A 13,247-nucleotide genomic window follows, 5' to 3' on the forward strand; every position below is an offset into this window, starting at 1 on the left:
AGCACATTTTAAAAAACGCAAAAAAATTTTCTTGACTTTGTCGTTACGTCAACCTTTAGGATACAGGTGTAAGGAGGGAAAAGCCGATGGAATATACGATCAGTGCCTTAGCCAAACTGTCAGGAGTCAGCAGCCGTACCCTGCGGTATTATGATCAGATCAAGTTGTTACAACCGCAACGCACCAACTCAGCTGGTTACCGTATCTACGGGAGACAGGAAGTCGATCGCCTACAGCAGATTTTGTATTTTAAGTCTTTTGGGCTGTCATTAGAAACGATCCGCGGGATCTTGGATGAGCCGCAAGCATCGATCCAAACGGTCTTGTTGCAGCATTACCAACAGCTTTTACAAGAGCGAACAGCCCTGGACAGTCTTTTGACCACCTTAGCGCAAACAATCGATTATTATGAAGGAGAAAAGACGATGACCGATCAAGAGAAATTCAGTTATTTTAAGGAACAAAAAATTCGTGAAAACGAAGCAAACTACGGTGCCGAGTTACGGGAAGCCTACGGTGAGGAGATCATCGAAAAAAGCAACCAAAAGTGGCAGCAGATGACCCAAGTCGATTATCAAGCACTGACCGACAACGAAAACCGCTTGTTGCAGCTGTTAAAAGAGCTATTGATTGAAAAGGAAGGGAAACGAATACCTTCTGACAAAGCCCAAATGGCTTTTGCTGCACATCAAGCATGGCTCAAACAAGCAGCACCCTTTTACTCAGCAAAATATCACCGATCTTTAGGGGAAATGTACGTTCAAGACGAGCGTTTTACCGCCTATTACGATCAAAAAGCGGGCGTCGGCAGCGCCCAGCTGTTGAAACAGATCATTGACCATTACACCGAATCCCATTAAAAAAACGATGCGCAAGCACTGCCCGTTCAGGGGCTTTGTTTGCGCATCGTTTCGTCTATGCTATCGTTTGATGAACTCATAGGGCATGCGATAGTTGCCGCTTTTTTCCATTATCGCCAATTGGACGGCAGTCTCCCCGCAAGCTTGCAAGTGATGATCGATCGTTGAAAGCTGTAGCAGCTCGCTGATGTATAAATTGTCCCGTCCAATCACGAGCCATTCTCCCGGCGCCTGCGACTGGATCCCAGCAGCAACATGATCCCCATTGGTGAAAATCGCTTCGACCCCTTTATCTGCAAAATAAGCAGCTGCTTCTTTGCCATCTTCTTCCGTCAAACAATCCCAAAAGATCAAGTCTTCGGAAAAAGTCGAAAAATAGTCATGAGCCAAGCGGACCGTGATTTTTGAATTGCTGCTGAGCTTGCGGCTACGTCCCAATGTCACGCCGATTTTCTGGATACCTTGTTCCTTAAAATACGTAAAGACTTCTTTGATCGATTCCTCTCGATCAATATAGGTGCAACCGTCAGTCAAATACGAGATATTCTCACAAAAGACGATGCGACCGTAAGAACGATAAGGCAATAAGGTTTCGATCGGATTCGCCCGCGAGGCAATGATCAAGGCATCAAAGCTTTTCGCCGCAAATTCTTGCAAATACGCTTCCTCTACTTGCGGATCATAGTTCGTGGCTAAAAGCGTCACCTTATAACCCCGAGCAAACGCTGCTGTCGTGATGCCGCTCAACAAGCGATCGAAGTACGGATGATTGACAAATGGCAGAATCACACCAATATTTTGGGTTTTGCCAACACTCAATGCCCGCGCGGTGTAATTTGGAATATAGTTGACCTCTTTCATGACAGCCAGGATCTTGCGACGCTTTTCTTCACTGACATACGGATTGTTATTAATGACTCGTGAAACCGTTGAGACCGAATAGCCGGTCAAGCGTGCAATATCCCGAATGTTTGCCATGACTCACTGCTCCTTAAACGAATAATTGTTCTTTCATATAGTCTATCACACTTAGCCCACATGTATAAAATTCATAGTAATCGTTGTGATGAATAAATCCGATCCGCTGAGACCCGAAGTGTTCATCACACGTCAAGTGACTGATCTCATCCACAGGAATTTCTACTAATCGTTCTTGAAAGAACCCTTTTGGCTTCGTCAATACCAGTTGTTGTCCATCAAAAGCCAACGTTACATAACAACATTCCGCACCATTTTTCTTCATGTATGTATTCATTTTTTCATCCCGCCTTCCTTTTTATAAATCAAGCATACTGTATGAAACGCGTCTCAGAGCAAGTCATTTGTTTCACTTTTTAACAAAAACCGTTCGACCTTCATGTGAATTACTTCGCATATTTTGCTTTTGTTGGTACAATAAAAAGAGAACAGTGCGAAAGGAAGCGCAATTTTTTAAGGAGGACCGCAAAGTGACATTAGAAGAAGCTTTTTTATTAGACACCTTGCGTTGCCGCTTCAAGTTTTTAAGAGAAGAACGCGGATTGAGCCCAAAAGAAGTATGCCAGCATCTCGATGTGTCTTACCCCGATTACACCTTATACGAAGCAGGCGATCGCTTACCCGATGTATTGACGCTGCTACACGCAGCTTCCCTCTATAATGTTTCTGTCGATTACTTATTAGGACAGACAGAACGACCAGAACGGTATTTATGCTAACAATCGACTTTATCGAAAAAACGATCAAATGGTCGTTTTTTCTTTTGCCTCTTTCCCACTTTTCATCGATTAGCAACAATTGTTATCTAATCAAATGAAAAAAATCAAATCATGCGGTTCTTCTTGAAAAAAAATGATAGAATAAACCATCATACATAGAAGGAGTTCAAACAAACATGACCAATGCACTAGAACTAACTGATTTACGCAAAGTCTATGCCACCGGCGTTGAAGCGTTGCGGGGCATAAATTTGACGGTGGAAGAAGGCGACTTTTATGCCTTGTTAGGCCCTAACGGCGCTGGAAAGTCCACCACCATCGGCATTATCACCTCTCTTGTCAATAAATCTTCCGGAAGCGTCAAAGTCTTCGGCTACGATTTAGACAAAGAATTGGTCCAAGTCAAACAACAGATTGGTTTGGTTCCCCAAGAATTCAATTTCAATCCCTTTGAAACGGTCCAGCAGATCGTGGTCAATCAAGCTGGGTATTATGGTGTCCCCCGCAACGAAGCCATCAAGCGCAGCGAAAAATACTTGAAGCAGTCGAATTTGTGGGAAAAACGCAATGTTCGTGCGCGGATGCTGTCGGGCGGGATGAAACGCCGTTTGATGATTGCTCGTGCCCTGATGCATGAACCACGGCTATTGATTTTGGATGAACCGACGGCAGGTGTCGATATCGAATTGCGTCGGGAAATGTGGAGCTTTTTGCGGGAGCTGAACCAAAACGGCACAACGATCATTTTGACGACCCATTATTTAGAAGAGGCCGAAATGCTTTGTCGCAACATCGGGATCATCCAATCTGGTGAACTGATCGAAAACACCAGCATGAAGTCCTTGTTGGCAAAACTGCAATTTGAAACCTTTCTTTTTGATATCGCACCGATCAAACAAGCACCAACGATCAATGGGTATCCGATCCAAATGGAAGATGAACAGACCATTGCCGTTGAAGTCGCTCGGGACCAAGGCGTCAACGATCTTTTTGCTCAATTCAGCCAGCAAGGGATCAATGTCCTCTCCATGCGCAACAAATCCAATCGCTTGGAAGAACTATTTTTGAAAATCACCGAAGAAGCACACGAAGCGGAGGAAAACCATGTTTAGTCTTTATTTTACAGCCTTAAAAAGTTTAGCGGTCAAAGAGACCAACCGCTATCTACGGATTTGGGTGCAGACCCTCGTCCCACCCGTCATCACTACTTCCTTATACTTCATTATCTTTGGGAAAATGATTGGCAGCCGCATCGGCGAAATGGGCGGCTTTTCTTATATGGAATTTATTGTTCCTGGGCTGATCATGATGTCGACTATCACCAGCTCTTACTCCAATGTGTCTTCTTCCTTCTTTTCACAGAAGTTTCAAAAAAACATTGAGGAACTCTTAGTGGCGCCGGTTCCTACTCACGTCATCATTTGGGGCTTTGTCTTTGGCGGACTTGGCCGTAGTATCTTGGTGGGCACATTGGTGACCATCATTTCCCTTTTCTTCGTGCCATTACATGTGTATTCTTGGGTCATCGTTGTCTTAACCCTAGTCATGACCGCCATCTTATTTTCATTAGCAGGGTTGCTAAATGGGATCTTCGCCCAATCCTTTGACGATGTTTCCATCGTGCCAACCTTTGTTTTACAACCATTGACCTATCTTGGAGGCGTCTTTTACTCCATCAGCATGCTGCCGCCGATTTGGCAAACGATCTCCAAAGTCAACCCGATCGTGTATATGATCTCTGGTTTCCGCTACGGCTTTTTAGGCACCATCGATGTCCCAATTTTCCTATCCCTCGGTATTTTGGTCTTGTTCATTGTTGTCTTATACAGCGTATGCTGGTACTTGATCCAAAAAGGCCGCGGGCTGCGTAGTTAATTGCAATAAAAAAAAGATGAACTTCGTTAACGAAGCTCATCTTTTTTCTTTTATTAGGCATTCAAAACGACTTTTTCCAGCAATGCACCGGCTTGGTGTCTGCCTTCTAAATCAGTACTTCCAGAAAATTGCTGCACGCGATCCATGTTGGTGATCAAAACGATCACCATGGTTTCTTTGCCTTGCTGCTTGATATAAGGTAGATCCATTTGTGCCAGTTTGGTTTGCGGAGTGACTTGCTCCCCAGCTTTGACAAAGACATCAAAGCCTTGTCCGCCAAGTGAGACTGTATCGATCCCCATATGCACAAGAACTTCAACGCCGTTTTGGGTTTTGATCCCGACGGCATGTTTTGAAGGGAACACAGTGGTGACTTCGCCACTGACCGGTGCAAAGATTTGCCCATCTTGTGACTCGATGGCATAGCCTTCTCCCATCATTTTCGTTGAAAAAACTTCATCTGGTACATCTTCTAATGGGACATATTCTCCATGGGTCACGGCATGCAGATCCACTTCGTTGGTGTAACGATCGCCTTCGGCTGCTTGATTTGGTACCAAGAACCAGCTCATTGCAAAGGATAAGCCGATTGCCAAGATGATCCCCAAAACAGCATAGATAAAGTATTCCCCAATATAGGCTGGCAAACTAAAGATACTTGAAAGAATGTACCCATAAATCCGAACACCGAAGAAACTGATGAAGGCAGACGCCACAGAACTACCAACTGTTGCTGCGATGAAGGCTTTTTTATACTTCGACAAAATCCCGAATAACGCAGGTTCTGTGATCCCTAACAAGCCCGAAACAGCCGAAGATAGAATGATCGATTTTTCTTCTTTGGTTTTGACTTTGAAATAAATAGCTGCTGTTGCGCCGGTGATTGCCATATTTGCCATAAACATCATTGGCATCAACATGTCATACCCTTGATTGGCGAAGTTTTGCAAAGCGATCGGGGTCATGGCATGATGCAATCCCGTGAAGATTGCAATTGGTCGAATCGCCCCTACCACAATTCCTGCTAAGACAGGCGAGATAGTGAATAAACCAGCCACGCCAGCAGCCAGTAAGTTTCCTAGATGGATACTGATTGGGCCAATGACCGTTAATGTCAAGATACCAGCGACAAACAACGAAATCGTCGGTGTAAACACGGTACGCAGCACTTGTGGTAAGAGTTTATCGACCCAACGGTAAATATAACTGAGCGCCAGCACGGCAAAGATAATGGGAATCACTGTTCCTGCATAGTTAAAGACGGGTACTGGCAGTATGCCGAACAAGCGAAAGGCGGAAATACTTCCTTCGGCTACCGCATTGGTCATCGTTGGAAATTGCAGCGTTGCCGCGATTGCGATCGCTAAATATTGATTGGTTTTAAAAATCCGAGCGGCTGAGGCAGCAACAAAAAATGGCAAGAATGTAAATACGCCGCTCGCGATCATGTCGATCACTAAATAGGTGTCTGTTTGATTAGAGATGACATTCAAAGCCACCAATCCAGCCATTAATCCTTTGATCATTCCTGCGCCAGCGATAGCTGGAACGATCGGACCAAAAACGCCAGAAACGGTATCCATAAATAAGGAAACGGCCCCTTTTTTCTCTGATGTTCCCCCTTGGTTCGCTTCATCAAGACCTAATTCTTTGGCTAAAGGTGCATAATAATCAGCAACATCCGTTCCTATCACTACTTGCAGCTGATTGCTTTGATATTTTGTTCCTACGACTTTGGGTGTTTTTTCTAACGCCGCATAGTCGACTTTCTTCTCATCCTTTAAATCAAAACGCAAGCGAGTCATACAGTGCCATGCATTGTTGATATTTTCTGATCCGCCAACATCTTTAATAATCTGTTTTACGATGTCTTCTTTGGTCATCTTTTTTTCCCCCTGTTGTTTGCTAACGGTCCTGATCCTTTTGACGGGCGCCCTTTCAGGTGTTTCCGTTTTCACACACATAGTAGCATGCTCACACATACTTGTAAAACCAGTCCTTTTTTGATAAAAACAGAATAAAAACGCTATATATCAACGTTTCATTATAAAAAAGTGAAAAATTGGACTGGTTTTATGGTGTATATCTAGTTTTTATTAGACCAAATTGACAGCGGTTGCCAAGCATGTTTCAATGGCTATAGCAACTAGAGACAAAAATTGGAGTGAATGAAATGACACCAACGATCATCACCGACGTCAAAGCCTTTGCGATCAAACCTGATCGTCATAACCTTGTTGTCGTTAAAGTAGAAACGAACAAAGGCGTATCTGGGTTAGGTTGCGCAACCTTCCAGTTTCGCCCACTAGCCGTAAAAACCGTCGTTGACGAGTATTTACGCCCCCTCTTACTTGGCCGCGATGCCAATCAAATCGAAGATCTTTGGCAAGTGATGAATGTCAATTCTTACTGGCGGAATGGTCCGATCACCAACAATGCCATCTCAGGAGTCGACATGGCTTTATGGGACATCAAGGGACAATTAGCCGATATGCCATTGTATCAACTGTTAGGTGGAAAAGCGCGTACGGCGATTCCCGCCTATACCCATGCCGTGGCAGATAATCTCGAAGACCTTTATCAAGAAATCGATCGCTTCTTGGCTGAGGGGTATCGCTATATCCGTTGCCAATTAGGCTTTTATGGTGGAAATCCTAGCCAACTGCAAACACCCGATCAGCCCATCGCTGGTTCCTATTTTGATCAAACAGACTACATGGACACAACACTGAAAATGTTTGCTGCGATCCAAGAACGATACGGCAATCAATTTCAAATGCTGCATGACGTGCATGAACGGCTGCATCCAAACCAAGCGATTCAATTTGCAAAAGCCGCTGAGCCTTTCAATCTCTTTTTCCTAGAAGATATTTTGCCGCCGGATCAAAACAAGTGGTTGCAGCAACTCCGCAGCCAGTCGGCGACCCCGATCGCGACCGGCGAATTGTTCAATAATCCGATGGAATGGCAAGAGCTAGTCAAAAATCAACAGATTGACTTTATGCGTGCCCATGTCTCACAAATCGGTGGGATCACGCCAGCATTGAAATTGGCTCACTTCTGCGATGCGATGGGCATTCGGATCGCTTGGCACACGCCGTCTGATATCAGCCCTGTCGGCTTAGCCGTCAACACCCATCTAAATATCCATCTGCACAATGCCGCGATCCAAGAAACGATTGCGATCCCAGCAAATACCCAGTCGGTCTTTGGTGGCAGTCCGCAACCTGAAAACGGCTATTTTTATCCCATCGAGAAAAGTGGGATCGGGATCACGTTTGATGAAGCAGCTGCTGCGGAATTTCCCGTGGTTTACCGTCCTCACGAATGGACCCAGAGCCGTACACCAGACGGCACTTTGATCACTCCTTAAACACAACAAAAGACATCCCCTGTCCAATCGACAGGGGATGTCTTTGTTCTCTCTGGGTAAAGACGACGCAACTGGCACATTTGCTTTCCTAAAAATCAATCGATGCGTGAGCGATGGATCTCACGGTCAAAGGGACGGATGTAGGTCACGGCATAATCAATGGCAACGATATTGCTGAACTCATACACGCGGCCGTCTTCTAAAATCGCCCGATTGCTGATCTGCATTGCCGGTGTTCCCCGCTTGCACAATAAAATACCCGATTGCGCGGTCGATGTGGTAATGGGGGTATAGCTTGTGATGTAGTGGGAAATGCGGTATCCGCAGCTTTCGACATAGCGTTGGATCGAGTGCTCCACGATTTCTTGTGTCAATTCAGGAAATAGGCTGACGGGCAATTTAGAGGTTTCCAGCTGTTCGATTTTATAATTGACGATCCGCACTCGTTCAAAGGTCCAGACTTCCTCGTCTGGGCCTATTTGGAAAATCTGCTGTTCATCCAACGTTGCTGCCGCCTTATTCAAGGAAATCATTTTGGAATGGATGCGGTCATAAGGGGTGCGGGTCAAGGAATTAAAGATCATTGGGTTTTTGACCCATTTTTCATGGATAAAAATCCCTGAACCTTGTACTACTTTGACGATCCCGATCTCTTCAAGGTTTTTGATTGCTTGCTGGATCGTAAACCGCGAAACGCCATAGGTTTGCGCAAGGGTTCTTTGGTTGGGTAATTTGCCGGCAGAAAATTCTTCCTGATAGATTTTACTCAACAGATCTTGCACGATAAATTCACGTTTTTTCATAATGGCTCCTTCATTTGAGCGGGAGCGATCTCGCTCATGGACCAACTGCAAGCCTTCATATCGATACGACCACTGGCTTTGAAGACCACCCCTTCATCGACGAGTGCTGCTTTTCGCACATTGGCGGTGGGACCAACTAAGACGCCATCTGCCCGCACGACTCGATGGGCAGGGACATCCTGAGGGCTCAAGCGCATCGCTCGACCGACTGCTCGCGCGCCGTTGATTTGTCCCAATTTCCACGCAATCTGACTATAGGAGACGACTTTACCAAAAGGGATCTGCCGCGCCAGCGCATAGACTTCTTCATAGAATGGATTCATACTACTCGCTCCTTCTTTGATTCTTTCTATCATAGTACTGGATTCCCTGCCAATAGTAAATGAACAGACGCAACTTTAGCAATAGCCATACAAACACTCGATTCCTTCTCTAGCAAGCCAAGAACGAATCGAGTAGTCATTAGTTTGGAAAATCAAAGTAGGTTTTCGCATTGTGATAAGAGATATCTGCGACGATCTGCCCTAAATATATTTCATCTGCTGGTAGTTGTCCGTTTTCTACCCATTCACTGATCACCTGACACAAAATCCGCCGGAAATACTCGTGGCGTGGATAAGACAAAAAGCTGCGAGAATCCGTCAGCATGCCGACGAAGTTTCCAAGAATCCCGCCTTCTGCTAGGGTCGTCAACTGATATCGCATACCAGAATACGTATCATTGAACCACCAAGCAGAGCCTAATTGCAGCTTGCCTTTGCTCTCTTCTTGGAACGCCCCCATCAGCGCAGTCAACACTGGATAATCTTTGGGGTTCAGTGAATACAAAATCGTCTTCGGCAATCAGCTTTCCGCCTGAAGCTGCGCCAATGTCCGACTCAAGCCGCTCGCTAGACGATCGTCCCCCATCGCATCACCGCCGCTATCAGGTCCTAGTTGTTGGAAAAGTTTTTGATTGTTGTTGCGAGTCGCCATCAGATGCAATTGCGCGGTCCAGCCTTGCTTTGCGTATTGGCGCATCAAGTCAATCAGCAAGCCGGTTTGAAACTGTCTGATTTCTTCATTAGTCAGTGTTCCAGTGGTCAAACGCTTCTGAAAAATCGCTTCAAGTGCAGCGGTATCGTAGGCTTCCTCTCCAAGACGTGATAGACTGTGATCTGCTAAACGACAGCCCCGTTGCTGGAAGTAGGAAATACGCACGGTCAATGCTTCAACCAGCGTTTGATAGCTAGTGATTTCTTTGCTCGCAGCTGCAGCCAATTGCTTAAGGTATGCTGGAAATTCTGAATTCTGCAGATTGATTGCTTTGTCAGGACGAAAGGTAGGATACACAGCAAAGGATTCTTCTGCCAGCTTTTGATGATACGTCAACGAATCAATGGGATCATCCGTCGTACAGATCACCTCAACGGCCATCTTTTTGATCAGCCCTCGTGGTGAAAATTCCTTCGTCTGCAACTGTTGATTGGCTTTTTCCCAAATGCTTGCTGCATTGGCTAGTGTCAACCGCTCATCAATACCAAAGATTCGCTTCAATTCCAAATTGGTCCAGACATATAAGGGATTGCCAATGCAAGCCTCCAAGGTCTGCGCCCAAGCACAGAATTTTTCGTAGTCATCAGCATCGCCAGTGATCAAAGATTCTGCAACACCATTGGCTCGCATTAAGCGCCATTTGTAATGGTCCCCCGCCAGCCACGCTTGGGTCAGATTGGTGAAGTTTTGGTCTTCGAAAATCTCTTTCGGATCTAAATGACAATGGTAATCAATGATCGGCTGCTTTTTTGCATACTCATGGTATAACTGTTTGGCAAAGCTGTTTTTCAAAATAAAATCGTCAGTTAAAAACATTTCTTCGCTTCTTTTCTTAACGCCCCACGCTCTTGTCGATGGCTTCCCACAACCCTAATAAGTAGGAAGCGCCGATCGCCCGATCATATAAGCCATAGCCTGGACGTCCCTTCTCTCCCCAGATCATTCGCCCATGATCTGGTCGAATATAGCCGTCAAAGCCATTTTTGTACATCGCTTCTAGGATCTGATACATGTCTAACGAGCCTTCAGAGGAGAGATGCGGTGCTTCATAAAAGTCTTTGTCATTGCCCAAGTATTGAATGTTACGAACATGAGCAAAAGGAATCCGGTCCCGGCGACAAAACTCAGCCAAAATCTCATAGACATTATTGGCTGGGTCTTCGGCGATACTGCCAGTACAAAGTGTGATACCATTTGACGGACTGTCGACCACGTTGCAGACCCAATCCAAATCATCGCGGTTTTTAACGATACGAGGCAGACCAAAAATCGAATAGGGAGGATCATCTGGATGAACAGCCATCTTGATGCCGACCTCTTCACAGGTGGGAATAATGGCTTTTAGGAAGTAAGCAAAGTTTTCTCTTAATTTGTCATCATCGACATCCTTATACGCAGCAAACAATTCTTTGACATGTGCCAAACGTTCTGGTTCCCAGCCTGGCAAGGTATAGCCAGAGCTTGACTCCTCAACTTCTTTGACGATCTCTTCTGGGTCTTTGTCAATCCCTGCTTTTTCAAATGCCATCGTAGAAGAACCGTCGGCTAAGCGATAATCGAGATCCGTTTTGATCCAATCGAAAATCGGCATAAAATTATAGCAGATCACTTCGATCCCATATGCTGCCAAATTACGAATCGTTTTTTTGTAGTTTTCGATATACAGGTCTCTCGAAGGCAAGCCAATCTTGATGTCATCATGAATATTGACGCTTTCGATCACCTTCAGGGAAAGTCCAGCTGCTTCGACTTCTTCCACGAGCGCCTTGATCCGTTCTTTCGGCCAAACTGCCCCAGCAGGCAAATCAAAGAGTGTGCCGACGATGCCTTTCATTCCAGGAATTTGACGGATATCTGCTAACTTGATTTTATCGTAGTCTTTTCCATACCAACGAAATGTCATTTCCATTTTTTATTCGATCCCTTCTACTGTTTCATGTAATGTTTTACGGACTGCGCCGGTTCCTGCCAGCATCTTAGCGAACAAGTGACCCACCTTTTCAGTGATTCCTGCTTGATAGAGATCCAAACCAAAAATCTGCGGATTTGCTAGGATTGGTCGAATGATCCCTTGAACATCGGCGGCTGTCCCTAACTGACACTCACGTAAAATCTCTTGTAATTCTGCTAAGAGGGGATCAGGACTTGGACCAAATGGATGGCCTTCATCATCGATCGCTAATAGATAACGCAACCAGCCTGCAATCGCTAAGGGAATGAAAGTCAGCTCAGAAGCCGAGCCTTCTTTCTCCACATACTTTTTGATGGTTTCGCCAAAACGGATGGCGATTTTCTGTGAGGTATCTGCGGCGATCCGCTGTGGAGTGTCAGGAATCAGCGGATTGGGTAAACGAAGGCCCACCACCTCATCGATAAATTTCTTTGGCTGAATGATCTCAGGATCTTCCACTACCGGCAAGCCTTCACGATAGCCGATTCCTTTGATCAAAGCAACAATATCTGGATCGGTCATTTCCGCAGCAATGGATGTATAACCGAGTAAACAGCCGAACAAACTCATTGCGGTATGCAGTGGATTCAAACAAGTTGTGACTTTCATACTATCGGTTTTGTCGACGATCTCTCGACTCGTCAAGATCACCCCCGCTTTATCCAAATTCGGGCGACCATTTGGAAAATCATCTTCAATCACCAGGTAATGAGTCGTCTCTGTGTTAGCAAACGGAGCGATATTCGTTCCTTTATCGGTACGGATGACTGGCAACTGCTCGATCCCAGCTGCTGCTAATTCTTCTGCAACTGCTGTTGAAGGATTTGGCGTGATCCGATCGATCATTGACCACGGAAACGTCACCTGCGCGTTGTTTTCTAAGTATCGGACAAACGCTTCTGAAACATGCCCCAGCTTTTGCCATTCTTTTGCAATGGTGACAATCGCCGTTTGGAAACGGAGCCCATTTTGCGAAAAATTATCGGTGGAAACCATAGCGATCGGAAGTGCCCCTGATTGAAAACGATCCCATAAAAAGCTAGCCAAAATGCTCATTGTATGGTTGACCTGATGGGGACCCGCAGCGAGATCCGCTTGTACGACAGGTAAAAATTTCCCCTGACTGTCTTTTAAGCCATAGCCTTTTTCTGTGATCGTTACGGTAACCAACTGTAGTGACGGCTCCTGAAATACTTTGCGTATTTGCTCATAACTCGCAATGCGGGAAGGATGGCAATAATAACTAGCCGCCGTTGACTGGAGCAATTTTTTCTCCAACCGTCCCCCTTCATGCATGACCACTTCTAAAATATCATTCTCGTAAGGGGCATATACTTGATCAATCACCTGTTCATCAAAGGTTTCACAAACTACGATTCCTTTTGTCAGCGCTTGTTGATCGATCAACGTTTGGGCTACTTCTGCGTGAAATGCCCGATACAAATTTCCCCCACCAAAGTGTAACCATTGAAACTGAGTATCTGATTGATCCGTCACTTCTTTGGGAACGATCGGCATCGTAACTCCTGCCTGTTTCAAGGCAGCAAAATCAAACATCCTACTTCCTCCTTTTTCTTAAAACTGATATATTAGTATTCTAGTTCATTCTATACTGAATTGCAAGCCTTTACAAAAGGTTATTCAACTTATATA

12 protein-coding genes and 1 pseudogene are annotated in these 13,247 nt (G+C 45.2%); 5 read left to right on the forward strand and 8 right to left on the reverse strand.

Annotation, left to right across the window (positions count from 1 at the left end):
- Positions 1-86 precede the first annotated feature (86 nt).
- On the forward strand, positions 87-860 hold the full coding sequence (locus tag A5882_RS01095) for a MerR family transcriptional regulator (protein ID WP_086297937.1): 774 nt from the start codon (positions 87-89) through the stop codon (positions 858-860).
- Between the two features lie 60 nt (positions 861-920).
- On the opposite strand, the gene A5882_RS01100 is transcribed toward A5882_RS01095, so the two are convergent.
- Complete coding sequence (locus tag A5882_RS01100) at positions 921-1,838, reverse strand: LacI family DNA-binding transcriptional regulator (RefSeq protein WP_086297939.1); 918 nt, start codon at positions 1,836-1,838, stop codon at positions 921-923.
- Positions 1,839-1,851: 13 nt separating this feature from the next.
- The gene (locus tag A5882_RS01105; RefSeq protein WP_005228502.1) at positions 1,852-2,115 is read right to left on the reverse strand and encodes a hypothetical protein; all 264 of its coding nucleotides are present in this window, start codon (positions 2,113-2,115) and stop codon (positions 1,852-1,854) included.
- A 193-nt stretch (positions 2,116-2,308) separates the two neighbouring features.
- Between A5882_RS01105 and A5882_RS01110 the strand changes: the two genes are divergently transcribed.
- The 3 genes from A5882_RS01110 to A5882_RS01120 all read left to right on the forward strand — a co-directional run bounded on the left by A5882_RS01110 (position 2,309) and on the right by A5882_RS01120 (position 4,432).
- Entirely contained in the window at positions 2,309-2,557 is a 249-nt protein-coding gene (locus A5882_RS01110) for a helix-turn-helix domain-containing protein (RefSeq protein ID WP_005234115.1), read from the forward strand.
- Positions 2,558-2,733: 176 nt separating this feature from the next.
- The gene (locus tag A5882_RS01115; protein ID WP_086297942.1) at positions 2,734-3,669 is read left to right on the forward strand and encodes an ABC transporter ATP-binding protein; all 936 of its coding nucleotides are present in this window, start codon (positions 2,734-2,736) and stop codon (positions 3,667-3,669) included.
- Positions 3,662-4,432, forward strand: a complete 771-nt coding sequence (locus A5882_RS01120) for an ABC transporter permease (RefSeq protein WP_086297945.1) — start codon at positions 3,662-3,664, stop codon at positions 4,430-4,432. The genes A5882_RS01115 and A5882_RS01120 overlap by 8 nt, the downstream gene beginning before the upstream one ends.
- A 53-nt stretch (positions 4,433-4,485) precedes the next feature.
- On the opposite strand, the gene A5882_RS01125 is transcribed toward A5882_RS01120, so the two are convergent.
- A complete protein-coding gene (locus A5882_RS01125) occupies positions 4,486-6,315 on the reverse strand; it encodes a glucose PTS transporter subunit IIA (RefSeq protein ID WP_008380669.1) in 1,830 nt (609 codons plus the stop codon).
- A gap of 290 nt (positions 6,316-6,605) precedes the next feature.
- Between A5882_RS01125 and A5882_RS01130 the strand changes: the two genes are divergently transcribed.
- Complete coding sequence (locus tag A5882_RS01130) at positions 6,606-7,805, forward strand: enolase C-terminal domain-like protein (RefSeq protein ID WP_005234111.1); 1,200 nt, start codon at positions 6,606-6,608, stop codon at positions 7,803-7,805.
- Positions 7,806-7,900: 95 nt separating this feature from the next.
- On the opposite strand, the gene A5882_RS01135 is transcribed toward A5882_RS01130, so the two are convergent.
- From A5882_RS01135 to A5882_RS01155, 5 genes and pseudogenes are all read right to left on the reverse strand, one after another.
- Positions 7,901-8,608: a GntR family transcriptional regulator gene (locus A5882_RS01135; protein WP_005234110.1), complete on the reverse strand. Its 708-nt coding sequence runs from the start codon at positions 8,606-8,608 to the stop codon at positions 7,901-7,903.
- The gene (locus A5882_RS01140) at positions 8,605-8,931 is read right to left on the reverse strand and encodes an MGMT family protein (protein ID WP_008380664.1); all 327 of its coding nucleotides are present in this window, start codon (positions 8,929-8,931) and stop codon (positions 8,605-8,607) included. The genes A5882_RS01135 and A5882_RS01140 overlap by 4 nt, the downstream gene beginning before the upstream one ends.
- 139 nt (positions 8,932-9,070) lie before the next feature.
- Positions 9,071-10,459, reverse strand: a pseudogene (gene uxaC / locus A5882_RS01145) (glucuronate isomerase).
- A 16-nt stretch (positions 10,460-10,475) separates the two neighbouring features.
- On the reverse strand, positions 10,476-11,552 hold the full coding sequence (uxuA, locus tag A5882_RS01150; protein ID WP_086372332.1) for a mannonate dehydratase: 1,077 nt from the start codon (positions 11,550-11,552) through the stop codon (positions 10,476-10,478).
- Between the two features lie 3 nt (positions 11,553-11,555).
- Complete coding sequence (locus A5882_RS01155) at positions 11,556-13,151, reverse strand: mannitol dehydrogenase family protein (RefSeq protein ID WP_086372333.1); 1,596 nt, start codon at positions 13,149-13,151, stop codon at positions 11,556-11,558.
- Positions 13,152-13,247 lie beyond the last annotated feature (96 nt).

Origin of the sequence: Enterococcus sp. 4E1_DIV0656 (assembly GCF_002140695.1) — a bacterium.
Classification (GTDB): domain Bacteria; phylum Bacillota; class Bacilli; order Lactobacillales; family Enterococcaceae; genus Enterococcus_D; species Enterococcus_D entomosocium.